Raw genomic sequence first — 24,103 nt, 5'->3', positions numbered from 1 at the left:
TAATGGCCGGATCACTTCAAATTGGGCACGACTAATGTCGCTCGGGTAGCTTTTTCTCATCTCCCAAGTGTCTCACATTCAACCAATCACAAAGACTTTGAACAGGCTCTAAGGAATAGGGTGGTTACTTTTTTGATTTATCTTTTTGGCGACGTGGTGCGAGGGCGCTTTCGATAAATCCTGATTTAGCCTGGGTATAGGCTAGTGGCTCCGACAGGCCATCCTCCAGAATGCGCTTCTTTTCGCTTTCATAGGCTGCCTTGAGTGACGGATTGTGGATCAGTTCGTCCCGCCACCATTGCATTTCCAAGTGCTCGGCACAGGCATGTTCCAGAATATGGGCATGGATGCGGTAGTGCTTGCCATTGAACACAACACTACCCACCCGCATGGGGCGACTTTCCGGAAATGCGTGGCCGGCTGTTTGGCGCTGAAAGCCAAGGTGGTCGATGGCATCACGAGCGATGGCGATTTCACCGGGCTGGTAACTGACTACGAGATCGACAATACCTTTACCACCACAGTCGGGTACGGCGGTACTGCCAATGTGCTCTACTTCAAGCTGCGGGGCATGGTGGCGGATGAGCGCCGCCAGCATTGCTGCCACGATGGGAAAGTCGGTGTCATACGGCAAAAAACGAGCGGGTGCCTTATCGTATTCCAGAATCGGCACCTGCTTGACCTTATTGGTTTTGCCTACAACCCGAGCTCGTTCCACATCGTATCCACACGTTGCTTTACCTCGTCGCTCATCACGATGGGGGTGCCCCATTCGCGAGTGGTTTCGCCGGGCCATTTGTTGGTGGCATCAATGCCCATCTTGGAGCCCAAGCCAGAAACCGGGCTGGCGAAATCGAGGTAGTCAATAGGTGTATTATCGACCAAAGTCGTATCTCTTGTAGGGTCAACTCGTGTGGTGAGTGCCCAGAACACTTCTTTCCAGTCGCGGATGTCTACATCGTCATCGGTAACGATGATGAACTTGGTGTACATGAACTGCCGCAGGAACGACCATATACCGAACATGACCCGTTTGGCATGGCCTGGATACGCCTTCTTCATGCTGACAACGGCCAGCCGATAACTGCAGCCTTCTGGTGGCAAGTAGAAATCGGTGATTTCCGGGAACTGCTTTTGCAGGATCGGTACGAAGACCTCGTTCAACGCAACACCCAGGATTGCCGGTTCATCCGGCGGTTTGCCGGTATAGGTGCTGTGATAGATCGGATTGCGCCGCATGGTGATGCGCTCAATCGTAAATACCGGGAAGGTTTCCTGCTCGTTGTAATAGCCGGTATGGTCGCCATAGGGGCCTTCCAGTGCCGTTTCGCCTGGATGGATCACGCCTTCCAGCACGATTTCGGCGGAAGCCGGTACTTGCAGATCGGAGCCGATGCATTTCACCAACTCGGTTTTGGCGCCGCGCAGCAGGCCGGCAAACTGGTATTCGCTGAGCGAATCTGGTACTGGGGTGACGGCACCCAGGATGGTCGCGGGATCGCAACCCAGTACGACGGCAATGGGGAACGGTTGCCCGGGGTTGGTCTGGCAGTGCTCGCGGAAATCCAACGCGCCGCCACGGTGGGCCAGCCAGCGCATGATGACCTTGTTGGGCCCTAACACCTGTTGGCGATAAATGCCCAGGTTCTGTCGGGTTTTATGCGGGCCACGGGTGACCACCAAGCCCCACGTGATCAAGGGGGCTACATCCCCTGGCCAACAGTGCTGGATCGGGATGCGGGATAGATCGACATCCTTGCCTTCCCAGACGACTTCCTGGCAGGGCGCGCTGCGCACTTCTTTGGGGGCCATGTTCAGGACCTGCTTCAATACCGGCCATTTCTCCCAGGCATCGCGCAGGCCTTTGGGGGGCTCCGGCTCTTTCAGGTAAGACAGCAACGTACCGATGTCGCGCAGCGCCGATACATCATCGGCCCCCATACCCATGGCTACCCGCTTTGGCGTGCCAAACAGGTTGGCCAATACTGGCATGGTATGGCCTTTCACATTCTCGAACAGAATGGCAGGGCCTTCTGCGCGCAGAACACGATCGCAGATTTCGGTCATTTCCAGATGGGTGGAGACGGGTGTCTTGATCCGTTTCAGTTCGCCCATTTTTTCCAGTTGGGCGATGAAATCGCGTAGGTCGTCGTATTTCATGCCGGTAATCAGTGCTTGCCTGTGCTGCCGAAGCCGCCGGCACCACGTTCACTGCTTTCAAAGTTGTCCACAATATTGAAGCCGACTTGTACTACTGGCACGATCACCAGTTGAGCAATGCGTTCCATTGGGTTGACGGTGAATGCCTCCTTGCCACGGTTCCAGCAGGAAACGAAGATCTGGCCTTGATAGTCGGAATCGATCAAGCCCACCAGATTACCCAATACGATGCCGTGTTTGTGGCCCAGACCGGAACGCGGCAGGATCATGGCGGCCAATGTCGGATCAGCCAGATGGATGGCCATGCCGGTCGGGATCAGTTGGGTTTCACCGGGGAACAAAGTGATAGCTTCATTCAGGCAGGCCCGCAAATCCAAGCCTGCTGCGCCGTGGGTGGCATAAGCAGGCAGGTTGTCTTGTAGGCGGGCGTCGAGAATTTGTACGTCGATTTTATGCATGGGCAGAGATCATTTTCGCTATGTGTTGAATCAGCTCGCGGGCGAGCACTTGCTTGCTGGCCTTGGGCAGTGCGTGTTGCCCTGCATCGTCGAGCAGGGTGATTTCGTTGTCGTCGGCACCAAAGGCGGCTTGCGCCAGATTGGCTACCAGCAACGGTACTTTCTTGCGCCGACGTTTTTCGTCGGCATACTGCAGGACATTCTGACTTTCTGCTGCAAAGCCTACGCAGAATGGTGCGGCAGGCAAGCTGGCAATGGTGGCCAGAATATCGGGATTGAGTGTCAGCTCAATCGACAGATTGGCATCGGTCTTCTTGATTTTGTGTTCGCTGCGGTTTTTCACTGCGTAATCGGCCACCGCAGCAACGCCAATGAAGACATCGGCCTTGGCCACATGGGCCAGTACCGCATCCAGCATTTGCTGGGCACTGCTGACGTCAAGGCGCATGCAGCCAAGCGGTGCAGACAGGGCCGTTGGGCCACTGACTAATGTCACATGGGCACCAGCTTCCACTGCAGCACGGGCAACGGCATAACCCATTTTTCCGGAACTGACATTGGTAATGCCACGAACCGCATCAATAGGCTCAAAGGTTGGGCCGGCGGTGATCAGTACGCGCTTACCCGCCAAGACCTTGGGTTGGAAGAAACCTTCGGTCAGTTCGAACAGTTGTTCCGGCTCCAACATGCGGCCATCGCCGACCTCACCACATGCCTGATCGCCACTTCCCGGGCCAAGAATCGTGACCCCATCCTGTTTTAACAGGGCGATGTTGCGTTGATTGGCGGGGTTTTCCCACATTTGCCGGTTCATGGCTGGGGCAATCAGTAATGGGCAATCACGTGCTGCACACAAGGTTGATAGCAGATCGTCACATAGACCATTGGCGAGCTTGGCAATGAAATCGGCGCTGGCCGGCGCGATCAGGATGGCATCTGCTTCGCGCGACAGATCAATGTGCGGCATATTGTTGGCAATGCGCGTATCCCACTGATCGGTGAAGACCGGACGACCGGACAAACCCTGAAATGTCACAGGCCCGACAAAGTGGGTGGCGGCCTCGCTCATGGCGACCTGAACGGTGTAACCGGCTTTGACGAACAGGCGGGTGAGTTCGGCGGATTTATAGGCGGCAATGCCACCAGTGATGCCTAAAAGAATGTGTTTGGACATGCTGACAAACCTCGCAGATAGGACGAGAGTTTAAAGCATGCCGCCATTGGTTGATATGGGCAATCCTGCCTAATATGAAGCAAAAGGGGGATTGCCATGCCTATTACCGACTGGCCGGCAAATGAGCGACCGCGTGAAAAACTGTTGCAGAAAGGCCCTGCCAGTCTGTCGGATGCCGAGTTGCTGGCGATTTTTCTGCGTACCGGCATTGTTGGTAAAAGTGCGGTGGATCTGGCACGTGACTTGTTGGCGCAATTTGGCAGCCTGCGTGGGCTGTTCGCGGCTGATGAACCAGCGTTGTGCAGTGTGCATGGTATGGGGCAGGCCAAGTATGTGCAGTTGCAGGCTGTGCTGGAAATGTCGCGACGAGCGCTGGCCGAGGAATTACGTGACACCCCCTTGCTGAATTCACCGGATCGCGTCCGCCATTATTTGCGGTTGCAATTGGGCAGCCTGCAGGTCGAAGTATTCTGGGGCTTGTTCCTGAACGCCCAGAACCGGCTGATCAGCAGTGAAGAACTGTTTCGTGGCACGTTGTCGCAAACCAGTGTCTATCCGAGAGAGGTGGTGAAAAGAGCGCTGGCATTGAACGCCGCAGCAGTACTGTTTGCACACAATCACCCCTCTGGCGTGGCTGAGCCCAGCCGTGCTGATGAACAACTGACCGGGATGTTGAAGCAGGCGTTGGGTCTGGTGGATGTGCGTGTGCTGGACCATTTTATTGTTGCAGGCAACGAAGTGATGTCATTTGCTGAGCGTGGATTATTGTGACGCATCAATCCTGACAGGCCTTAATTGCCAATAACCGGATAAAGTCGAATCACCCGCAACCGATATAGCTTTGCGGACCATTGGCGGCCACCCGCCCCGATTTTTGTTTGAAATCAGTATTGAGCAATGTCTGCTAGGTATGGTATAAATCGGGTTTTTTCCGAGTCGGGAGTCAAAATCATGGCGCGAGTATGCCAAGTTACCGGGAAAGCCCCGATGGTCGGGAACAATGTTTCCCACGCCAATAACAAGACCAAGCGTCGTTTCCTGCCTAACCTGCAGTCGCGTCGCTTCTGGGTCGAAAGCGAAAATCGCTGGGTACGTCTGCGTGTCAGCAACGCCGGCCTGCGTCTGATCGACAAGAAGGGTATCGAAGTCGTTCTGGCCGAGCTGCGCGCGAGCGGCGAAGTCTAAACCCGCCCGCATACACTGAAAGGCTGAACCATCATGCGCGAAAAGATCAAACTGGAATCCACTGCTGGTACCGGTCATTTCTACACGACCACCAAGAACAAACGTACCATGCCAGAAAAGATGGAAATCAAGAAGTTCGACCCGGTTGCCCGTAAGCACGTTGCTTACAAGGAAATCAAACTGAAGTAATTCAGCGTCGAGCCTTAGGTTCCCGAACAAACCCGCCTGCGAAAGCTGGCGGGTTTTGTTTTTTGTATATTTGTCGGCATTTCTTACATTTCATCATATTTGATTAAGTATTCTAATCCGCACGTACTGATATTATTGGTCGAATATTACATGCCTGATACCATGTGACCAGCGATCATTGATGGTATCGACTTCACCTTGATCAAGCTGATTTATGGACCTGGTTATGTATAGCAGGGCGTATATGGCCGATGTCGGGTTCATTGCTTGCTTCATTCTGTTTACGTTGTCGCTATCTCATGCTGATGGCGAGCGATCTGTTACTGCTCTATATCTTTTAATCTCAGTGATTGATTTGACGTCATCGAATTGACTGGTCATTGCGTTATATCGACCCTGTGCCAATCACAGTCCAATTCATCGTGATGCAGGTGAAATGTTGTATTGATCGCGTTCTGCACTCCCAAAACACGGAAAGGACCATTACGTGGGTAAAGTCCTGGTTGTTGGTAGCGGTGTGTGCGCCGATGCATTGATGCGCCCGGATTGGCTGGGTGGAATGTCAGGCGTTGCCCGGCTGAATCTGGATCGGGCTGGGGCACGTCACGGGCTGTCGGGTGCCGAGGTCGTGTTGTTCTGCGCCGGGCGTTGGGACATGCCGCAGGTGGCAGAGCTTGGCGGCTGGATGCGATCTGTCTCGCCAGCCACTGCATTGATGCTGGTGGCTGATGTGTCCAGTGAAGCGCTGGCGGTGGCGGCATTGCGAGCTGGGTTTCGGGAATATCTGGCTTGGCCATTGTCGTTGGAAACTTTCATGCAGGCGCTGGCGGGGATTCGCTCAAGTCATCCTGCCTCTCCAAATCAGAAAGTCACCCCTTCAACCTTATCACCGTTATTGGGGCAATCAGAGATCATGCACTGTCTGCGGACCCGCATTCAGCGTTTGGCGCAGGCAGATGCAACGGTATTGATCGTCGGGGAAACCGGAACGGGTAAGGACTTGGTCGCCCGGCACCTCCATCATGCCAGTCAGCGTCACGATGGGCCCTGTGTCGCGCTGAACTGTGCTGCGTTGCCAGACAGCTTGTTTGAAAGCGAGTTATTTGGTCATGAACGTGGCGCATTCACCGGGGCACACCAGGCTTATAAAGGTAAAGTTCGGCTAGCTGAAGGTGGTACGCTGTTTCTGGATGAGATTGGTGATATGCCACTGGTGGCGCAAGCCAAGTTGTTGAGGTTGCTGGAAAACCGTGAAGTGTTTGCGTTGGGGGCAAGCCAGGTGTGTCGGGTAGATATTCGCCTGATTGCCGCAACCAATCAGCAACTTGAACAGCGGGTAGAGGCGGGGCTGTTCCGGCAGGATCTGTATTACCGTCTGAATGTCGCCCGGTTGGATCTACCGCCGCTGCGTGATCATCTGGATGATGTCGAATTGCTTGCGCGGAGCGTGCTGCAAGAATTGTCTGCGCATTACCGATGTCGGCCGTGCCGACTCGACAGCACCGCATTACGCATCCTGTCGGGCTATCATTGGCCTGGTAATGTACGTGAGCTACGCAATGTACTTGAATCAGCAATGCTGACGGCAGATGGCGAGTTGATTTACGGGCGCGATCTTGGGCGGATTGCAGACAACTTGCAAATGACGATGCAGCCTCAAACAGCCGGGACGGTGGTGGAAGAGCGCTCGCTATTGTTACATACGCTGAACGAAACCCATTGGAACAAATCCGAAGCGGCGCAGCGTTTGAACTGGTCGCGGATGACACTTTACCGCAAGCTGGCCAAATATGACCTGACCCCACCCGAAGGTGGGTACCGGGAGGCCGGGGTTTGATCAATCGAGCTGCTGGCCAGCAACAGGCGGCGCTGGGCGGACGGCCCTGCTGTGCAAGCCAGACAAGGGCCGTTCTGGAATGGGTTCGATCGTTTGCGTTTATGCTACGGCGAAGCCAATGACAAACGATCTATCACGCTGCACCAACTGATTACAGTAGCCGAAATGCCAGAATGGCGACGATGGTAGGTGGCAGTGCAGCAACCAGCAGCCCAAGTGGATGCACCGCTCCATCTTCGAATTTTTCGCGCAAAATGGCGATACCTGCCGGGTTGGGCGCATTGGCGATGATAGTCAGGCCACCACCGGTGACCGCACCGGTAACCAGCGCATACTTGAATTCATCTGACAGCCCTGGCACCAGGGAGCCCAGATAAGTCAGGGCTGCATTGTCGGTGACTGCCGTCAACATCGTTGCGCCAAAATAGACAGCGTCTGCGCTCATTTTCAACAGCAGAGGTTGTAGCCACCATTGCTGTTGGCCACCCAATACCACCAAGCCTGCCAAGAAGAAGGCGACCAGCAACCCCTCACGCAGAATCAGCCGGTCTTGATGGCGCTCATAGGCATGTGCAACCCCCAGGAAAAACAGAAACAGGCTCATGAACACCGTGGGATGGTGAGCGAACACCACCACGCCGATCATGAACAGCAGATGGACGATGATCAGTAGAACCGGTACGGGCTGGATAGTGGATTGGCTCTGCTCGCGCGGCATGTTGACCAGTTCTTTGCGGAACAGCATGGCTGCTGATATGGCGTTGAACATGACCGCAATGGCGGCTTTCCAGCCGATTTGCGTGACCATGAACAGTAAATCCCAGTTCCAGGTGTTGGCCACCATCAAGACTGGCGGGGCTGCAAATGGAGTCAGCGTACCGCCGATGGAAATGTTGACGAACAGCACGCCCAACGTCACATACATGAATTTGGTCGACATCTGGTGGCGGAAGTAACGATCTCGTAGTACCAGTGCCGCCAGGGTCATGGCGGCTGGCTCCGTGATAAATGACCCCAGGATGGGCACCATGGCCAGCACAACAAAGTAGTGCGCCATATTGCGTGGCAATGGCACAAAGGCCGCAACGGTCTTTACACAGAATATTGCAAACTGCAATACCGGCCGGGTGCCGGCAATCACCATGATGGCAAATATGAACATCGGTTCCGTGAAGTTGCGGCTGTCGAGATATTGGGTAGCCGTCGCTTTGCCTTGTAGCCCGAACATGAACAGCATCAGGATCATGGCCCAAAAGCCGAATACCACTTCGACCTCGCCCAGCAAATGAAACAAGCCAGCATGGCTGGGGCGTTGGTTGGCCAGCCGCTCGAAAAATTTGGTGGAAAAGGTATGGATCAAGGCGATGCCGAACAAAGCGGCACCGATCATCTGGATGGTCGTTGGAGTCACTGCGTATAACCTGTTTTGGTGGGGGCAATACCCGCCTGGTAACCAAAGGAGTGGGGGTATCACCTCCCACGCGCAATTCGAACCTGACCGAATTCCCGCTATGGGACGGTTAGGTTCGGGGCTCTATTATACCGGCAACGTCATGGCAGGATGGGAATTGCAGCCATCGGCTGAATAGCCGGGTGCGTATCAATGGCTAGGGAAATTGGGTTCAAGCGCGATGAAAACGTATTCAGTTCGGCAGTGACGGTTTCTAGGTGGGCGATACAAATGGATGGAACCGTTTGGCAGGTGCTGGCACTCAATTGCGGCGAAATCACACCAAATGGCTAACCAGAGGGAAACCAATATGCAGTTAATCGATACCTTCGATACGTTGTTGTCTGTCGTGGCGCAACAGTTGGGAGATGTACCGTTGAAATGGGATGCAGATGGCTTTTGTAACGTCAAATTGAATTCGCATTGCCTGACATTGAAATGCGATCGTCAGCAATGGCGGTTGATTGCCATGATCGAACTGGGGGGCCTGAAAACCGATGACTCGACCGCGCTGATGCGACAGGCGTTGTTCTTGAACTTGCAATCGGTGATCAAGCCGGCACCCCAGTTTGGTCTGGATACACAAAGCAACCAGCTTTATATCTTCGACGTTTTTCCTGCAGAAAAATCGGTGGAACTGTTTGCTGGCTTTTTCCGGGATTTCTTGCTGTGTTTCGATCGAATGGTCGGTGCACAGCAATCGACCGTCAACGGGCCTGCCGTGACACATTCCAACACCATTGCCACAGGACACAGCAGACATGGTTACGCTTAATCTGACCGCCGCCAACCAGCTTCAGCACATCAACCCGAGTCAATACAATGGCCTGAAGCAGGAAGGTCAACACACGATTCAAGTGGGGAACCACCAGTACCACGTCGCGTTTCAAGACAACCAGTTCCATGTCACGCCAAACGTGTTGAACCAGGCGACCACTCACCAACCATTTCAGGAACATCGGGCGCAAGCGCTTCAAGACACGCTAAACCAGTTCCCACATTTGTTGGCTGCGAATATTGAGGCCGCTAATGACAAGAGCGAAACAAGGCTCCGACGGTTTGATAACTTCGAGGCGATGGATCGCATCGCGCACGAGGACTATGCTGCGGCATTCCAGACGCTAAGAAGCGCTGGGCATATGGATACAATCGTAGCACTCAAGGAGCTTCGGGACGACCCACCAGCACAGGCAACACGGGATGCAATACCCAACTGGGTGAAAAAAGATGACCGGAAAGATGACCCGGCCGCCGTTGTCAATATGCATTCTCTCGGCAATTGGGCGAATGATCAAAAACCTTGGGTAGAGCGCAATCGGGCGGACGATCGACAACAACATCGTACCGAACTGCCGGCCAATCAATCCCACAATATTCCCCACGGCGCTGTGCTGAATGCGCCTGACGAGGCCTGGACGGACTATTTGAATCAAGGGTGGATGCAAAATGGCGTCGATCGGGGCGCCGCTTTCAAACTGGAAAGCCATGTGCCGGAACATATCGTCAACCAACACAATCAGGCTGCACACGATGGTAACTGGCAGCAGTATGCATCCCAGCTGGAAAGCGCTGCCGGTAGTGCCGGGCCGTCCAGGTTCCTGAAACCGGCCGATCACGATCGCAATGTCCAGAGCGATCAGTTGACGTTTTTTGCTCAAGAACTGGTGGACCTGGCGCGTTCCGGGTATGCCGTTCACCAAGGGGCCGATGGCAAGCAAGTTGCCATGCCAAAGGAAAAAGCGGCGTTGCTTGATTCAATCCGTCAGCGACCACAGATCGATTGATCTGTCGTGTTGGGTGCAGTCAATTGGCTGCACCCATACCACCTTGTCGGGCGAAACATGCGAGTACGACGGTGGCACGGGGTCCAATTCAAACCGTTGAAGTGTCTACCGCCGATTTGTCCAGTCTGTGGTGATGATTGTATTCATATCTGCCACTGTGACGTACTTGTCACATTGGGCCAGTCATATGTACCAATGCCTGCAAGGGGTGGCTTGTTCTTGTGTCACATTCAGTGTCACATCGTGATGTCACATTATGATTCACTGATCTTCTTATCTTCTATCAAGCTATTGAAAAATATTGACTAAACCACGGCAGCTGGTCCAGGCATGGCCATTGCGTACTGCAATGAACCAGCTCGGACGGGAGGTGAAAGTGGAATCCAAGTTGATGCCTGTATCCGAGCCCTATGAGCCGGATCGGCGGGAACGTCGTTATGCCAATCATTTGCAGGTTGGGTTCAATCATGCCGAATTCCTGCTGGATTTCGGCCAGCTGTATGACGATTCGACTGGGCCGGCCATTCATACCTGGTTGGTGATGGGGCCAGAGCAAATGAAAGCGATGGCTTTGTTGATGCGCCGTTGCGTGGAAGATTACGAGGAAAAGTACGGGCGTATTGATAGCCCGATGGAACATTGAACGACGCGTGCTGCATGTGACACACCGGATGACAGGAGGCAATCGTGGCAGGGTTCACCAGCGTATCGGCTGCTGGCAGAAGCATCCAGCGTCTGCTGCAGATTCGCTTTGCGGAAGAGCACCCGTTGGCCACGCCGTTGCAGCCCAATCCCAGCGCGGTGACGGTGGCGATTGTGCGCACCGAGGATTTGGTACCGGCAACCTTTGCACAACAGACCCAGCGTCCGGCATTGACCATTTTTCTCTATCGGGTCGACTTCAACAAAACCATGCGTGCAGCCTGGTCTGCTGTCGGCAGCTATGACGGCCGGTCGCATCTGGCGTTGGATCTGCATTTCCTGTTGACGGCCTGGGCCGATGTGGCGGAAAACGAACACCGCATTCTGGGACGGGCCATGCAGGCCATCGAGGATACGCCAATAGTGTCTGGCCCTTTGCTGGCCGGGGCAGGTGACTGGGCTGCCAATGAAAGCATGCAACTGGTGCTGGAGGAAATCGACACCGAGTCGCTGATGCGCATTTTTGATTCGCTTCCCATCGATTACCACCTAAGCGTGCCTTACATCGCCCGTGTCGTCAGGGTGGATGGCCGACCCCAGGCCCGCGAACCGGATGTGGTGACGGGTGTTACCGGCAGCCGGCCCACCACGGAGGCATTGTGAACAGTTTTGTGCGCAGCGAATACGTCGAATCCATCCATCGTCTGGCATTGGGGGTGGAGTCACTGGATGCCGCTCGCCAACAACCAGTGCTGACACCGTTATGGGTAGGCTTCGATGACCTGGTGCTGGGTAATGCAAGGCCACTATTCGATCGGCACCCTTCGAACCGTTTTGCACTGCGTTACGACACCTGGTTGGCAGCCCAAAGTCGACAGATCGATATCCGACTGGCCGATGCGGTGGATGAATGGCCGTCGGTGGAACGAAGTGGGCGCCGCTATGTGCCGCGCCGCTTGCGGATTACTGTGCCCTTGCCAGCCACCGCGGAGGCTAATCCACCGGCTGCACGTGGCTGTCGTCCCTGGTTGTATCCCGGTGCCAGCTATGCGGCGTCGAACACCGCGACCGGCCTGCGTGCCAGGGTCATGCGGGCAGCAGCAGGCCCACTGTTACGGCGCCCAGCCCGTTGGATACGCGTGGTGGCGACGATTCCCGGTAATAGCGCCATTGCGGATGTGGCGGCGTTGGAGGCGCTGGCGGCAGACCGCATCGTTGGCAGGGCGATGGGCGATGACCGTGGCGAGTTTCTGTTGCTGGTGCCACCGACCGCGGCCCAGGCCGGCTCAGCCGCAGCTATGTCGGTACGCATCATCGTGCTGGCTGGGCCGGAGCAGATGCCCCCGGTGGATCGGCCAACCTTACCGGAACAAGACCCCTTCTGGGACCTGCCGACCGAAATCCCTGCTTCACTGGCTGCCAGCGACCGCGTACTACGTGGCGAGGCACCACCTGCGGGATATGTGATTGCCGCCCAACGTGAAATCAGCCTGCCACTGGGCCGGTTGTTACGTGGTGTGACCGACATCGACATTTGAGACACAGATCGATTGTGGTCTGACTTGAGTGACTGAACCTGCAAGGTGCCAACCCCGGCTCTGTCACCGGGGATGAGGAATAACCGGGGCCGTTGCGCCTCACTGAGACTGATCGCTCATTTGAAAGGAGACGTCGATGCCCGAATATCTCTCACCCGGGGTCTATGTCGAGGAAGTCAGCTTCCGCGCCAAGTCGCTGGAAGGCGTGCCGACCAGCACCACTGGCTTTGCCGGCATGACTCAATATGGCCCGGTCTACTACCCCGGCGGGCCGAAGAACTGCGAGCCACGCCTGATCACCAGTTTCACCGAGTTTGAGCGTGTCTATGGCGGGCTGGAGCAGTTCTCGCCCGGTGGCAGCGCGCGCGAAAGCTATCTGGCCCATGCAGCGCGGGCTTTTTTCCTGAATGGTGGCCAGCGGCTGTATGTATCCCGTGTCTATGTGCAAAGTAATCCGGGCATTGATGGCGGAGGCAATCCAACCTTCGACGGCTGTGCGACGCGCACAGTAGCAGTCGGGGCGGCCAATGCAATTTGGCGTGCACGCTGGCCTGGCGCGCTGGGCAATGTGCATGTGGCGGTCAAGCTGGTGCGCAGCAAGCTGGTACCGGTTACGGTCAACGCTGCGGTACAGCTGAAAGGTGTCAGCCACGGCGCAACCATTGAAGTGTTCCCGGCGGGCACGGCGGTTGCGGATCTGCCGGGCGGTGTGACCTATACCGTGCAGGAAGCGCGATTTGCAGTGATCACCGTCACCAACGGCGTACAGAGCTTTACCGGAAGCGGTGGGGCGGTGGTGCTGAATTTGACCGATATCGTCTACCTGGCGGAAATGCAGGTGGTGGTCACGGTGGGTGATGATCGCCAGGATACCTACGATGAGTTATCCGGTCACCCAAGCCAGAAACGCTACATCAGCAAGATTCTGCAGAAGGATGACCCGGAAGATGAAAATGCCGTGGTCTGGTTGGAATGGGCTCCCAGCGCCGATGACTTTGATGCGGTACGTCTGATGTTGGCTCTGGTCGCGAATGCCAATCCGCGATTGATCAATGGCGGTGATGGGGATCTGGCAGGCCCGTTTGAATTGAACGGTACCCCTGCCGATCCAGATCACGCCGAAATCAAGGCTACCGGTCTGGAAGCACTGGGCGAGATCGACGACATTGCCATTGTGGCGTTACCGGATGCCGGTGACCTGGTCGATGCAGATACATCGGCTTCGGCCGCACAACTATTGATCGCCCATGCTGAAAACCTTCGTTACCGCATCGCTGTGCTGGATGCACCACCGCAGTCTTCGCTGAATGAAGTTCGCGCCTTCCGCGGTCGGTTCGACAGCAAGTACGCGGCCCTCTACCACCCCTGGATCGAGATCCTCGACCCGACCGAACGTGCCAGCCAGGGCGCGCCACAACGACGGTTGATGCTGCCGCCATCCGGTTTCGTGTGTGGCATCTATGCCCGCAGCGACATCGAACGGGGGGTGCACAAGGCGCCCGCCAATGAGGTGGTACGCGGCCTGACCCGTTTCGAAGCCAATATCAACAAAGGTCGGCAGGATGTGTTGAACCCCGAAGGCGTCAATTGCCTGCGTTTCTTTGAAGGCCGTGGCAGCCGAGTCTGGGGTGCCCGCACCATCAGTTCAGACCCAGAATGGAAATACGTCAACGTCCGTCGCCTGTTCATCTATATCGAGCATACCTTGGACAAGGGCTCGCAATGGGCGGTCTTCGAACCCAACAACGAGCGACTGTGGGCCAACATCCGCCGCATGGTGGAGGATTTTTTGCTGGTGCTGTGGCGCGATGGTGCCTTGCTGGGCGAAAAACCGGAGCAGGCCTACTTCGTGCGCTGCGACCGCACCACCATGACCCAGAACGATCTGGATAACGGCCGCATGATCTGCCTGGTGGGGATTGCGCCAGTCAAACCGGCCGAGTTCGTGATCTTCCGGGTTGGACAATGGACGGCAGACGCCAAGCGTTGAAATGGTAAGGGTTGGCCGGCGTGCGGCCGGCCTCATGCAGAACAAGCGGGAGAAACGACATGGCAACGATGCGCGACAACCCTTATGGCGCGTTCAACTACACGGTATCGCTGGGCGACGGTGACGAAGCCAGCGTGGTCGCCGGTTTTTCCGATGTCAGCGGGTTGGGTAACGAACAGAACTATTCCGAGTACCGCAATGGCAACGAGAAATTCAACACTGTGCGCAAGGTGCCCAACACCTTCAAAAACGATGATGTGACGCTGAAACGCGGGCTGATCGGCTCCACCGATCTGTTCGAATGGATCAAGCGGGTGCGGGAAGGCGCCTATGAGCCACGCCAGGTCACGGTCACCTTGCTGGACGAGGCCCGCCAGCCGGTCGCCAGCTTCCGTCTGCGCAACGCTCAGCCCAAGAAGTGGACCGGGCCGACACTGGCCGCCAAGGGGGGGGGCGAGGTGGCGATGGAGGAGTTGCAACTGGTCCATGAGGGGATCGATTACCAATAAGGTGGTGGGGTGGGATGGCTATCTCAATGTGCTGTCAGACCTGATGAATTGTCATGATTTGCTGGGGCGCGTCACCACCCGCAACCCTGGTTGTTGCTGCGGATTGGAGGTGCATGATGTATGACGCGTATCGAGATGTGGTGTTGAGTGGGGCAGGACAAACAGTTGGAACCGGCTGGTTGCCGCCATTGCCTGATATGCGCGACTACACCGAACAGCGTGCCGAGATCGCCCCCATGGCGAAAAAATTGGGTGTACCCAAAGACGCCAAGTCACTGACGGCCTTGCCAGTGAAGGTGGATTGGCGTGCCTACTGCTCACCGATCGAAGATCAGAAAAATCTGGGCTCCTGTACCGCCCATGCCGCAATGGGGGTCGTCGAATATTTTGAACGCCGTGCCTATGGCAAACATATCAATGGTTCGCGCTTGTTTGTCTACAAAACCACCCGCAACCTGATGAAAGTGACCGGCGATACCGGTGCGTGGCTGCGCAATACCATGGGAGCATTGACCCTATGTGGTGTACCGGATGAACAATACTGGCCCTATACCGATGCTAAACCAGCGTTTGACAATGAGCCGTCCAGTTTTGTCTACGCTGTGGCGGACAATTACGAAGCATTGAAATATTTTTGCCATGACCCGATCGGGGCGGGGATCAGTGGTGCAAGTGTGCTGGCCAGTGTCAAAAAATACCTGGCTGCCGGCGTGCCATCGATGTTTGGCTTTTTCGGTTTCCCCTCGTTCAATGCCGCGGAGGTCAAAGGCGGTATTCCATACCCTGGGCCAGGTGAGCAGGCCGAATGGGGGCACGCCATTGTGGCAATTGGCTATGACGACACGAAAAAGATCAAAAACACCTTGAGTGGCAAGACGACGACTGGTGCGTTGCTGATCCGCAACTCGTGGGGAGCTGGTTGGGGCGATGCCGGCTATGGCTGGTTACCTTACGACTATGTCACCAACAAGCTGGCACTCGATTTCTGGTCCTTGCTGGGCATGGAATGGGTCGATACGAAGAATTTCGGAATATGACCACTGGGACAGTCGACCATGCTGCGTGAATCTCATCTCAATCTGGGCGCACCAGGCCTGTACACCTTACCGCCAGAGCCCATTCGTCAGCTGACCGGCCAGCGGATGGATGTCTGCGCCTTTGTCGGCGTGGCCCCGCGTGGGCCATGCCGGGTACCGTGTGTCGATCAGACCAAGGAGCGGACGGACGACTGGCGCATGTGCGACCCGAATCGGCAACGGCAGCGCAGTGTGCCGCAGCCGGTGGAAAGCTTTGACGAATATCGGAGGCTGTATGGTGGTTTCGAGGGGCCGGGGCTGTTGCCCTATGCGGTTGCCGGTTTCTTCGAGCAAGGCGGGCGGCGAGCCTACATCGTGCGAATCGTGCATGACGACCCGATACCTGCCGACCCGTACGCTGCTGTTGCCAAGGGTCAATTGGCCGGGGTGGTTGGTACAATTACCCTGCATGCCCGCAACGAGGGGGCTTGGGGAAACCAATTGCAGGCCAGGCTGCGTTTCCAGACTCGGCCATTGCAATGTTCAGTGCTGTCTGCCGATAAACTGCAACTGAATCCGGCCGAGCGGATCGAGCGTGGCAGTCTGCTGCGATTACGACTTGGCAGTGGGCAGCGCGAACTACGTTTTGTTGCCAACATCGAATGGCACGGCGATGCTGGCAAGCCACACCGCCATCGTGTACTGGTATTGGAATTGGCCGCCAGTGACACTATTGAGCGGGTCGAACTGGTGGAAGCCAGTTTGCTGCTGGATGACGGTGTAGGTGGTAGCGAACAGCACAGTCAGTTGGGCCTGCATGTCGATCACCCACGTTGGCTGGCCACCGTGCTGTGCCGTGAATCGACGCTGGTCTGGCCCGATATGGACTGGGCAGGGCAGCAGATCACCCCGCAGGATGCCTGGTTGCGCGACGTTGCGCCCACGCTGCCGCAATTCAAGGGCGGGGTGGATCGCTATATCGACCTGATCCATGCCGATTTCTTCGACGATAGCTGGCTGCCTGATGAAGAGGGATGGTTCAGCGGCATCCAGTCACTCGCTGCATTGTCGGACCTGACACAGTTGGTGGTACCGGATCTGTACCAGCCAGCGCCATTGCCACCTAACACCAATTTGTTCGATCCCTCCCTGGCGGGGCCGGAATTTGCCGACTGTGTGGTCCCGCCACCTTTACCGATCAGTGAAGACAACACGCTCCCCCTGCAAGGGTTGACGCTGGAGCCAAGCCTGCCAGGCAATCTGGACAAGATCATCAAGCTGCAGATCAAGGTCACCGACTTCACCGCGCTGACCCGCGAGCATATTGCGCTGCTGGATGTGCCACCAGGCTTGACCATGAGTGAGATCCTGCGTTGGCGCAGCCATTTCGACACGGCCTTTGCCGCAGCTTATCACCCCTGGTTGACCGTCTCGCGGAGCGACGATGCCCGCGATGGCTTGGTGAAGGTACCACCCAGTGGCGTGGCAGCCGGCGTGATTGCTGCGCGTGAGCTGCGTTTTGGTGTACCCACAGGCCCAGCCAACGAACTGGCGATGGATGTGGTGAAGGTGGCTGCGGTGGTGGCACCAAAAGACCATGACCGGTTGCATCCGTTGGGCATCAACGTTTACCTGCAGGAGCAGGACGGTGTGCGATTGACGGCCGCTCGCACCTTGGCGCTGGACCCACAATGGCGGCAACTGTCGGTACGACGGCTGATCTTGATGTTGCGCCGGACGTTGAACCGCGAGATGCAGTGGGCTGTGTTCGAGCCTAATACCCCGGCACTGCGTCGTGAATTGGTGTGGATGATCAACAACTATCTGGGCCGACTGTTCAGCCTGGGCGCTTTCAAGGGCGGCACCGAGCAGGAGGCCTTTTTCGTACGCTGCGATGACGTGCTCAACCCGCCCTATCGCACCGATAACGGACAACTGGTCTGCGAAGTCGGCGTAGCACCGGCTGAACCTATCGAATTCATCGTACTGCGCATCCTGCGGGATGGTGACGGTACGTTGTTGTTGGAGGAACGCTGATGGCCGAGCTGTTCATGCGGGCATTCCGCTTTCAGGTCACGCTGCGAAAAAGCCCGGCTGCCGAAGCGGGTGAGGCAGGTACCCAAGCTGACCCGAACCGGGGGGCCGAGCCTGCAGCCGGCGGGGCTGCATTGGGTAACGGCGCCTTTCAGGAGGTCAGCGGGCTGGAAGTCACCATGGACATTGCCGATTACCTGGAAGGTGGCCGCAATGACGGCCTGATCCGCCGTGCCGGGCGTGCCCGTTATGTGCCGATTGTGCTCAAGCGGGGCATGTTCTACGCGGCGGACAGTGATGGCAACGCCAGCCAGCTCAACAAGGAGCTGTGGCAGTGGCTGCAGAGCGTGGTCAGTGGGCAGCGCCCCATTCCCCGTTATGACGGCTTGATTGAAGTGATGGGAAAGCACAACGACGACATTGTTGCGACCTGGGCATTCACCCGCGGTTTGCCGGCCCGCATCAAAGGGCCGGAGCTGAATGGCAAGACTGGTGAAATTGCCATTGAGGAATTGCAGATTGCTCATGAAGGATTGCAGCTGTTGTAAGTAGTCCATCAACAAAGGCAGAACGGATCATGACCCGATTGCTGATACTGCTGGTGACCATTTCAATGGTGGGATGTGCCCACCCGCTGGAAAGGCTGGCGGAAGCCTATATTCCGGACCGGGTGATTCAGCAGAAGAAATCGAACATCGTATTGGGTGGTGGCATCAATTTGCCGGTGAATGCTGATGGCGCAGTGGATATCAGCAAACTTGATATGGCCAAACTGGATGCCGACCCGAATAAGGCATCGATCAGAAATGCGCTGATCTCCCATGTGCTTTCCATGTCGGATGATCGGTGCACGATGCATAAAGCGTTGATCATGTCGAACGCCAATGCCTGGAATATTGGCACCGGGTCGATTTCGATCTTGCTGGCTGGGGCGTCATCTGTGATTTCCCATGCCAGAACTGCTGCCGAACTGGCGGCCGGCGCTGCTGGGGTGACTGGCATTCAAGCCTTGGCGAACAAGGAAGTGTACGCCAATGCCATGGCGACCACGGTATTGCGGTCGATCGATGTGGGGCGGGAGAAAACCCGCGCACCGCTGATTTCCGGCATGTCGCGAGCCGATTACAGCATCGCGCAGGCCATTATCGATCTGCAGACTTACCACAACAGCTGTTCATTGATGGCGGGCTTGGTCGAAATTTCCAAATCCCTTGAAAACAGACCTCTTTCACAAAGTGAAATCGATAGTTTGATTCTCAACACCAAGGCCAATATCGACAGCCTCGATCATGCCAATCTGGATGGCGCGGAAAAAGCAGCCAGCCGAAAAGAGCTGACCAGGATTCTGGGAGAGCAATACAAACTGCGTGCCATCGCGCCCAAGTAGTACGGACTGGGCAATTGCTGTCAGCCAACTGCAAAGGATTCACATCATGAAGATCGCCATCGACCCTGGCCACGGAATGAGCAATCGGCAATCAGGTGTGTATGACCCTGGCGCCACCCATCGCGAAAATGGTTTTACCTATCAGGAGGCCGACATTGTCCTGCGTTATGGGCTGATGCTGCGCGACGTCATCCGAGCGTGTGGGCATGAGGTGTTCATGACGCGGGACGATGCCAACGACCATATGCCGGTCAGCAAACGGGCAGTATCGGCCAAGGCTGCAGGCTGTCAGACCTTGGTATCACTGCATATGAATGATGCTGAGGTGGATACGGCACATGGGCTAGAGGTGCTGTACCGCGATGACAAGTCGCTAGCCGAAAAGCTTCAGGCGGAACTGGTCGAGGTGACCAGGCTGCGTGACCGTGGCGCCAAGGCCAGGCCGGACCTGGCGGTGCTGAAATTCAATGGACAGGCAGTGCTGGTGGAGCTGGGCTTCATTGCCAATGACAATGACCGCAATACCTTGCTGGATACGGCGATGCGGGAAAAAGTCTGTCATGCGATTGCCAATGTGTTGCTGTCCTGATCCGGGAACTTGACCTGCCATGGAACTGAAAAAAGCCACACTGGTTGAAATCGGTACTGGTCAGAACGCCCAGCCGGTTGGTAAGCCTATCGATGTCCAGTTCAACCCGACTTCGCTGCGGCTGCAGATGAGCAATCGAAGTGAAGGGGGAGAACAAGCGGGACGGCAGGCTCGGCAGTATGTGGGTTCGGGCTCGACCACCTTGTCACTGGAACTGGTATTCGATACCGCCGACGAGGGTGAAACAGCGTTGCCGCGTTCAGTGTTGGAGCGTACTACCGAAATCGAGCGCTTCATCAAGCCACAAGGGCCGGCCGGGCAAACACAGGCACCACCCAGGGTACGCTTTCACTGGGGCTCGCTGACACTGGATGGCGTGATCGACAGCATGAATGTCGACCTCGATCACTTTGCCGCCGATGGTACGCCATTGCGAGCAAAGGTGTCGGTATCCATCAAAGGACAGGACCCGGCCTATGAATTCAATCAGGTGGGCCCCGGTGCTACCGACACCAGTGGTGCCCCTGTTGCTGGCGGTAGTGGTAGCGGTTTGCCGGGTGGCGACATGGCCTTGTCGGGGGTATTGGGGGCGTTGGGTGCAGTCAATTCGGCGTTGAATGCAGTCAATCAACTGGGGCAGACGGTAGCCAAAGCACTGGATGGCGAAAGCCTGGCGCAATTTGCACAACGTGCCGGGCTGGATGCCTCGTCATGGCGATCGCTGGCCAACGGCATCACTGACCCGCTCAAGTTACAAGCTGGCCAGGAAATCACGGTGCCGAAACAGGGCGGGCAAGGTGGGCCAGGTGCAACCCAGGCCCCCACCCGGAATGCAGCCAGCCTGCTGGCGACGACTGCAGCGAACAGCCCAGGCAACACCCGCAGCCAGCTCGATCAAGGCTATGCCCTGTCTCGCGCTGGGGGGATCGGGGCAGCCTTGACGACACTGAAAACCGATACGGCCGCTGCGGCAGCCAACCAGGCCCGGCAAACCTTCCCGAATGCAGGTGGCAGTGCGTTGAGTGCCGTGATCAGCATGCCCACCAATGAGATCTACACCCAGCGTACCGACCCACGTGCCGACAGCTTTGGTTCGGGGGTGCCATTGCGTACGACGGTGGGTGGGGCGGTGACAACACGGGCCAATCTACTCAGCGGGCAAGCGCATAACCGGGCCGATCAGAGCAATTTGCCACCCACTACTACCGACCCGACCGTGCCGGGCTGGCAAGCCTTGCCACAAGGCAGCGACGGTGTCCTGTCGGTCAATGGCAAGCAGCGACCGTGCGATTGTGGTTGCGGGCCACATCGTTGACGTTGTGGGCAGGCATGACAACGAGGAGATCATCATGAGTATGCAATACCAATCCTACAGCGCGATCCGTAGCGAAGTGAAACCAGGCGACATCATTGCATTTGGGGGTAAAAGCGAGTTCTCCGACATCATCAAATGGGCGACCCGGTCGGTGGTATCGCATGTGGGCATCATCATGCAATCGCAATTGGTCATTGGTGGCACAACCCAGGGCGACACCATGAACCAGCTGATCGAATCGACCTCGCTCAATGGTTTTTCCGGCGTTACCATCAATCGCCTCAGTGACCGCATTGCACAGTACGAAGGAGAAATCTGGTGGTTGCCACTTGCTGGTGTGGTTCGAGAAAGGCTGGATCTCAAGCAGTTCTGTGCTTGGTGCCTTAAGCAGGAACGTAAACCCTACGATATGCCGCAGGCGGTCAAGTCTGCGGTGGATGCAACTGACAAGGTGCCGATTCTGGGCCGGGCCACGCACAACATCGAAGACTTCGCCAAATTCTTCTGTTCGGAACTGGCCGCCGGAGCGCTCGAAGTCGGTGGCGCCATCCCTCACATCAATGCCTCGGAAGTCACACCGGTCGATTTGTGTTCCTTCAACATCTACGCCAGCAATTATGTGCAGATCAAAGGCGTTGAAAAGCCCATCCGCACTTACAAACGGTTTGACCCGACAGGCTGGGGAGAATAGGCCATGGCACTGCTGATCGACGAAATCGTTACCGATGTCAGTGTGGATACAGCCTCCAATGGTGCACAGCAGCCACAACGACCGGCTCAGGAATGGCGGCAGCTGGCCAACTACCGTGAGCTGAAATGGTGGGCCGAGCAGGACGAGACTCGCACGTTGGCTTGGGGGAACGAGGACTGATGCGTCATGCCAGATGATCTGCTTTACACCGCTACCCCGACATTCATGGTCGATAGCCAGCGTCAGCCCTCTCTGGCGCGTGACCTGCTGCGGCTGGAGGTCGTGGAAGATTGCTGGGGTATGAAACGGCTGATGGCGCGTTTCACCGCCTGGGGACAGCAAGCCAGTGGTGGCAGTGCCGAGACCGAGCTGTACTGGGATGGGCAGATCTTCGATTTTGGTAAATCGCTGGAAGTGGCTATCGGTTCACCCAGTAGCGCACGCACCGTTTTCAAGGGGCTGATCACCGCACTGGAAGCCGATTATCGAGAAGGCAACGAGCCGCAACTGGTGCTGTATGCCGAGGATGCCTTGCTGAAGTTGCGCTTGAAGCACCGCTACAAAACCTGGGAAGACGTCAGTGACGCGGACATGGTGCAGCAGATTGCCAGCGAGCACGGGCTGACCGCCAGTGCTGATGCCAGTGGCCCAACCTACAAGGTAGTACAGCAATGGAATCAGAGCGACCTGGCTTTTTTGCGTGAACGGGCACGACTGATCAACGCCGAGCTGTGGCTGGAAGGCGATACGCTGCATTTTGCCCAACGCGATCAGCGAGCTGGCACCGAAGTGACACTGGTCAATGGCAATCACCTGATCAAGTTGGAGATCCGTGCCGATCTGGCCCACCAGCGTAGCGAAGCCCATGTGGCCGGGTACGACATCAATGCCCGTGACCTGATCGATGAAAGCGCCGCTGCAGGTGAGCTGAGTGGTGAAACCGGCAGCGGCAAAAGCGGGCTGTCGATTCTGGAGCAGGCCATTGGCAGTTACCCGGTGTTTCGCAACCGCGAAGTGCCGCTGGTCAGCGCCGAAGCCACCGATTGGGCCAAGGCTGAGTTGAAACGCCGTGCCCGCCGTTTCGTATGTGCCAGGGGTATCACCCGCGGCACACCGGATCTGAGCGTAGGTAGCCGCATTACACTGGATCGCATTGCCAAGCCATTTGCAGGTGGTGGTTATATCGCTACCAAGGTGTTGCATACCTACGACCTGATCGATGGGCACCGTACGCTGTTTGAGGCCGAGCGGCCGATGGTGAACAACCCATGACGCGGCCGGATGACTTTGATGGTGGTACCGCCAGCAAGCGCTTATTCGGGCTGTACCCGGCCATCGTCAAAGATATCGTCGACCCGGACAGCCTGGGCCGCATCCAGGTGAGTTTCCCGTGGCTGGGCGAGGCGGGCAGGGACGTGACAGCCTGGGCAAGGCTGGTGACGATGTATGCCGACGATGATCAGGGCTGGGAGATTCTGCCGTCGGTCGACACCGAGGTGATCGTCGCCTTTGAAGCCGGGGCGTTGGAGCGACCCTATATCGTCGGCGCGGTGTGGAATGGCCGCGAAAAGCTGCCGGAAGCGGCCGCAGCACCCAACAACAAGCGATTGCTGAAAACGCGATCTGGCAGCCTGCTGGAGTTCGACGATACCGATGGCGCCGCCAAGGTGACGGTATCGATGCAAAGTGGCCACAAGCTGGTGCTGGACGATGCGCAGCAGCAGGTGACGCTGCATCACAGCAATGGTTCGGAGATTGTCATCAACGCAGCGGGGCAAGTAAAGATCACGGCCAATTCGACAGTGGAAGTCAATGCGTCTGCCGTGAACATCCATGCGCCGATGACCAAATGCGATGGGGTGGTGAAATGCGAAACGCTGATTACACAGTCGGTGATTTCACCCAGTTACACACCAGGGGCGGGCAATGTCTGGTGAATGAAAACTGTTGTGTCATATCAACCGCAATGCGGGAAATGTAATGGGTGGTCATCATGGTTACGTTGTCGCAAAAATTGATATTGGGTGGCGCAGGGGCAATATCCAGGGCGGGATCGAACTTTCATTTGGCATGGAAGTTAGGCTCGCGATGAATCGCCGAGTTGGGGAAAGCGCCCAAAACCCCCAGCTGATTTATGCTAAAAGCGTACTTTCAC

The 24,103-nt window shown here is 56.6% G+C and carries 26 protein-coding genes; 21 read left to right on the top strand and 5 right to left on the bottom strand.

From position 1 onward, the window contains the following. Window positions 1–124: 124 nt before the first annotated feature. From FFS57_RS22780 to coaBC, 4 genes are read right to left on the bottom strand one after another with little or no spacing between them, the layout of a single operon-like run. Window positions 125–718, bottom strand: coding sequence for a GrpB family protein (locus FFS57_RS22780; protein WP_171014155.1), 594 nt, complete (start codon window positions 716–718; stop codon window positions 125–127). Then, the gene (gene ubiD / locus FFS57_RS22775; protein ID WP_137940137.1) at window positions 697–2,160 is read right to left on the bottom strand and encodes a 4-hydroxy-3-polyprenylbenzoate decarboxylase; all 1,464 of its coding nucleotides are present in this window, start codon (window positions 2,158–2,160) and stop codon (window positions 697–699) included. Before ubiD ends, FFS57_RS22780 begins: the two co-directional genes overlap by 22 nt. Window positions 2,161–2,168: 8 nt before the next feature. Further along, on the bottom strand, window positions 2,169–2,618 hold the full coding sequence (gene dut / locus FFS57_RS22770) for a dUTP diphosphatase (protein ID WP_137940136.1): 450 nt from the start codon (window positions 2,616–2,618) through the stop codon (window positions 2,169–2,171). Further along, on the bottom strand, window positions 2,611–3,792 hold the full coding sequence (gene coaBC / locus FFS57_RS22765) for a bifunctional phosphopantothenoylcysteine decarboxylase/phosphopantothenate--cysteine ligase CoaBC (RefSeq protein WP_137940135.1): 1,182 nt from the start codon (window positions 3,790–3,792) through the stop codon (window positions 2,611–2,613). The genes dut and coaBC overlap by 8 nt, the downstream gene beginning before the upstream one ends. 96 nt (window positions 3,793–3,888) lie before the next feature. Here coaBC and radC point away from each other — a divergent pair, with 96 nt between their 5' ends. From radC to FFS57_RS22745, 4 genes are all read left to right on the top strand, one after another. Then, window positions 3,889–4,563 carry a RadC family protein gene (gene radC / locus FFS57_RS22760; RefSeq protein ID WP_137940134.1) on the top strand — a complete coding sequence of 225 codons (675 nt, stop codon included), beginning with the start codon at window positions 3,889–3,891 and terminating at the stop codon, window positions 4,561–4,563. A gap of 180 nt (window positions 4,564–4,743) precedes the next feature. After that, window positions 4,744–4,977: a 50S ribosomal protein L28 gene (gene rpmB / locus FFS57_RS22755; RefSeq protein WP_137940133.1), complete on the top strand. Its 234-nt coding sequence runs from the start codon at window positions 4,744–4,746 to the stop codon at window positions 4,975–4,977. 33 nt (window positions 4,978–5,010) lie between these two features. Further along, window positions 5,011–5,166 carry a 50S ribosomal protein L33 gene (rpmG, locus tag FFS57_RS22750; protein WP_137940132.1) on the top strand — a complete coding sequence of 52 codons (156 nt, stop codon included), beginning with the start codon at window positions 5,011–5,013 and terminating at the stop codon, window positions 5,164–5,166. A gap of 487 nt (window positions 5,167–5,653) precedes the next feature. Beyond that, the gene (locus FFS57_RS22745) at window positions 5,654–7,003 is read left to right on the top strand and encodes a sigma-54 interaction domain-containing protein (RefSeq protein WP_249384132.1); all 1,350 of its coding nucleotides are present in this window, start codon (window positions 5,654–5,656) and stop codon (window positions 7,001–7,003) included. Between the two features lie 151 nt (window positions 7,004–7,154). Here the strand turns inward: FFS57_RS22745 and FFS57_RS22740 are convergent, their stop codons facing one another. After that, the gene (locus FFS57_RS22740; protein ID WP_249384131.1) at window positions 7,155–8,414 is read right to left on the bottom strand and encodes a putative Na+/H+ antiporter; all 1,260 of its coding nucleotides are present in this window, start codon (window positions 8,412–8,414) and stop codon (window positions 7,155–7,157) included. Window positions 8,415–8,763: 349 nt separating this feature from the next. Between FFS57_RS22740 and FFS57_RS22735 the strand changes: the two genes are divergently transcribed. From FFS57_RS22735 to FFS57_RS22660, 17 genes are all read left to right on the top strand, one after another. Next, window positions 8,764–9,228: a CesT family type III secretion system chaperone gene (locus FFS57_RS22735; RefSeq protein ID WP_171014154.1), complete on the top strand. Its 465-nt coding sequence runs from the start codon at window positions 8,764–8,766 to the stop codon at window positions 9,226–9,228. Continuing rightward, on the top strand, window positions 9,215–10,237 hold the full coding sequence (locus FFS57_RS22730; protein ID WP_137940130.1) for a hypothetical protein: 1,023 nt from the start codon (window positions 9,215–9,217) through the stop codon (window positions 10,235–10,237). The genes FFS57_RS22735 and FFS57_RS22730 overlap by 14 nt, the downstream gene beginning before the upstream one ends. A 349-nt stretch (window positions 10,238–10,586) precedes the next feature. Next, window positions 10,587–10,880 (top strand): DUF3467 domain-containing protein, encoded by a 294-nt coding sequence (locus FFS57_RS22725; RefSeq protein WP_137940129.1) that lies wholly within the window; start codon window positions 10,587–10,589, stop codon window positions 10,878–10,880. 44 nt (window positions 10,881–10,924) lie between these two features. Further along, the gene (locus FFS57_RS22720; RefSeq protein WP_137940128.1) at window positions 10,925–11,542 is read left to right on the top strand and encodes a Pvc16 family protein; all 618 of its coding nucleotides are present in this window, start codon (window positions 10,925–10,927) and stop codon (window positions 11,540–11,542) included. Beyond that, the gene (locus tag FFS57_RS22715) at window positions 11,539–12,417 is read left to right on the top strand and encodes a hypothetical protein (protein WP_137940127.1); all 879 of its coding nucleotides are present in this window, start codon (window positions 11,539–11,541) and stop codon (window positions 12,415–12,417) included. The genes FFS57_RS22720 and FFS57_RS22715 overlap by 4 nt, the downstream gene beginning before the upstream one ends. Before the next feature lie 136 nt (window positions 12,418–12,553). Beyond that, window positions 12,554–14,407, top strand: a complete 1,854-nt coding sequence (locus FFS57_RS22710) for a phage tail sheath subtilisin-like domain-containing protein (protein ID WP_137940126.1) — start codon at window positions 12,554–12,556, stop codon at window positions 14,405–14,407. Window positions 14,408–14,466: 59 nt separating this feature from the next. After that, window positions 14,467–14,916 carry a phage tail protein gene (locus tag FFS57_RS22705; protein WP_137940125.1) on the top strand — a complete coding sequence of 150 codons (450 nt, stop codon included), beginning with the start codon at window positions 14,467–14,469 and terminating at the stop codon, window positions 14,914–14,916. A 116-nt stretch (window positions 14,917–15,032) separates the two neighbouring features. After that, on the top strand, window positions 15,033–15,953 hold the full coding sequence (locus FFS57_RS22700; RefSeq protein WP_137940139.1) for a C1 family peptidase: 921 nt from the start codon (window positions 15,033–15,035) through the stop codon (window positions 15,951–15,953). An 18-nt stretch (window positions 15,954–15,971) separates the two neighbouring features. Further along, window positions 15,972–17,969 carry a phage tail sheath C-terminal domain-containing protein gene (locus FFS57_RS22695; RefSeq protein WP_137940124.1) on the top strand — a complete coding sequence of 666 codons (1,998 nt, stop codon included), beginning with the start codon at window positions 15,972–15,974 and terminating at the stop codon, window positions 17,967–17,969. Beyond that, the gene (locus FFS57_RS22690; RefSeq protein ID WP_137940123.1) at window positions 17,969–18,514 is read left to right on the top strand and encodes a phage tail protein; all 546 of its coding nucleotides are present in this window, start codon (window positions 17,969–17,971) and stop codon (window positions 18,512–18,514) included. Before FFS57_RS22695 ends, FFS57_RS22690 begins: the two co-directional genes overlap by 1 nt. Before the next feature lie 29 nt (window positions 18,515–18,543). Continuing rightward, window positions 18,544–19,353 (top strand): hypothetical protein, encoded by an 810-nt coding sequence (locus FFS57_RS22685; protein WP_137940122.1) that lies wholly within the window; start codon window positions 18,544–18,546, stop codon window positions 19,351–19,353. Between the two features lie 46 nt (window positions 19,354–19,399). Next, window positions 19,400–19,942, top strand: a complete 543-nt coding sequence (locus tag FFS57_RS22680; RefSeq protein ID WP_137940121.1) for an N-acetylmuramoyl-L-alanine amidase — start codon at window positions 19,400–19,402, stop codon at window positions 19,940–19,942. Window positions 19,943–19,961: 19 nt separating this feature from the next. Beyond that, on the top strand, window positions 19,962–21,257 hold the full coding sequence (locus FFS57_RS22675) for a CIS tube protein (protein WP_137940120.1): 1,296 nt from the start codon (window positions 19,962–19,964) through the stop codon (window positions 21,255–21,257). 34 nt (window positions 21,258–21,291) lie between these two features. After that, window positions 21,292–21,948, top strand: coding sequence for an NlpC/P60 family protein (locus FFS57_RS22670; RefSeq protein WP_137940119.1), 657 nt, complete (start codon window positions 21,292–21,294; stop codon window positions 21,946–21,948). Between the two features lie 3 nt (window positions 21,949–21,951). Next, the gene (locus FFS57_RS25340; RefSeq protein ID WP_171014153.1) at window positions 21,952–22,128 is read left to right on the top strand and encodes a hypothetical protein; all 177 of its coding nucleotides are present in this window, start codon (window positions 21,952–21,954) and stop codon (window positions 22,126–22,128) included. A 6-nt stretch (window positions 22,129–22,134) separates the two neighbouring features. After that, complete coding sequence (locus tag FFS57_RS22665; protein WP_137940118.1) at window positions 22,135–23,220, top strand: phage late control D family protein; 1,086 nt, start codon at window positions 22,135–22,137, stop codon at window positions 23,218–23,220. Next, window positions 23,217–23,885 (top strand): phage baseplate assembly protein V, encoded by a 669-nt coding sequence (locus FFS57_RS22660; protein ID WP_137940117.1) that lies wholly within the window; start codon window positions 23,217–23,219, stop codon window positions 23,883–23,885. Before FFS57_RS22665 ends, FFS57_RS22660 begins: the two co-directional genes overlap by 4 nt. Window positions 23,886–24,103 lie beyond the last annotated feature (218 nt).

It is taken from the genome of Chitinivorax sp. B, from assembly GCF_005503445.1.
Lineage (GTDB): Bacteria > Pseudomonadota > Gammaproteobacteria > Burkholderiales > SCOH01 > Chitinivorax.
The sequence above is the reverse complement of the archived record's forward strand: the minus strand, read 5'-3'. Positions and strand labels throughout refer to the sequence as shown.

Excerpts from the sequence above, each read along its gene's own strand:
- ubiD (WP_137940137.1), bottom strand. The coding sequence starts at position 2,160 with ATGAAATACGACGACCTACGCGATTTCATCGCCCAACTGGAAAAAATG.
- dut (WP_137940136.1), bottom strand. The coding sequence starts at position 2,618 with ATGCATAAAATCGACGTACAAATTCTCGACGCCCGCCTACAAGACAAC.
- coaBC (WP_137940135.1), bottom strand. The coding sequence starts at position 3,792 with ATGTCCAAACACATTCTTTTAGGCATCACTGGTGGCATTGCCGCCTAT.
- radC (WP_137940134.1), top strand. The coding sequence starts at position 3,889 with ATGCCTATTACCGACTGGCCGGCAAATGAGCGACCGCGTGAAAAACTG.
- rpmB (WP_137940133.1), top strand. The coding sequence starts at position 4,744 with ATGGCGCGAGTATGCCAAGTTACCGGGAAAGCCCCGATGGTCGGGAAC.
- rpmG (WP_137940132.1), top strand. The coding sequence starts at position 5,011 with ATGCGCGAAAAGATCAAACTGGAATCCACTGCTGGTACCGGTCATTTC.
- FFS57_RS22735 (WP_171014154.1), top strand. The coding sequence starts at position 8,764 with ATGCAGTTAATCGATACCTTCGATACGTTGTTGTCTGTCGTGGCGCAA.
- FFS57_RS22730 (WP_137940130.1), top strand. The coding sequence starts at position 9,215 with ATGGTTACGCTTAATCTGACCGCCGCCAACCAGCTTCAGCACATCAAC.
- FFS57_RS22725 (WP_137940129.1), top strand. The coding sequence starts at position 10,587 with ATGAACCAGCTCGGACGGGAGGTGAAAGTGGAATCCAAGTTGATGCCT.
- FFS57_RS22710 (WP_137940126.1), top strand. The coding sequence starts at position 12,554 with ATGCCCGAATATCTCTCACCCGGGGTCTATGTCGAGGAAGTCAGCTTC.
- FFS57_RS22705 (WP_137940125.1), top strand. The coding sequence starts at position 14,467 with ATGGCAACGATGCGCGACAACCCTTATGGCGCGTTCAACTACACGGTA.
- FFS57_RS22700 (WP_137940139.1), top strand. The coding sequence starts at position 15,033 with ATGTATGACGCGTATCGAGATGTGGTGTTGAGTGGGGCAGGACAAACA.
- FFS57_RS22695 (WP_137940124.1), top strand. The coding sequence starts at position 15,972 with ATGCTGCGTGAATCTCATCTCAATCTGGGCGCACCAGGCCTGTACACC.
- FFS57_RS22690 (WP_137940123.1), top strand. The coding sequence starts at position 17,969 with ATGGCCGAGCTGTTCATGCGGGCATTCCGCTTTCAGGTCACGCTGCGA.
- FFS57_RS22685 (WP_137940122.1), top strand. The coding sequence starts at position 18,544 with ATGACCCGATTGCTGATACTGCTGGTGACCATTTCAATGGTGGGATGT.
- FFS57_RS22680 (WP_137940121.1), top strand. The coding sequence starts at position 19,400 with ATGAAGATCGCCATCGACCCTGGCCACGGAATGAGCAATCGGCAATCA.
- FFS57_RS22675 (WP_137940120.1), top strand. The coding sequence starts at position 19,962 with ATGGAACTGAAAAAAGCCACACTGGTTGAAATCGGTACTGGTCAGAAC.
- FFS57_RS22670 (WP_137940119.1), top strand. The coding sequence starts at position 21,292 with ATGAGTATGCAATACCAATCCTACAGCGCGATCCGTAGCGAAGTGAAA.
- FFS57_RS25340 (WP_171014153.1), top strand. The coding sequence starts at position 21,952 with ATGGCACTGCTGATCGACGAAATCGTTACCGATGTCAGTGTGGATACA.
- FFS57_RS22665 (WP_137940118.1), top strand. The coding sequence starts at position 22,135 with ATGCCAGATGATCTGCTTTACACCGCTACCCCGACATTCATGGTCGAT.
- FFS57_RS22660 (WP_137940117.1), top strand. The coding sequence starts at position 23,217 with ATGACGCGGCCGGATGACTTTGATGGTGGTACCGCCAGCAAGCGCTTA.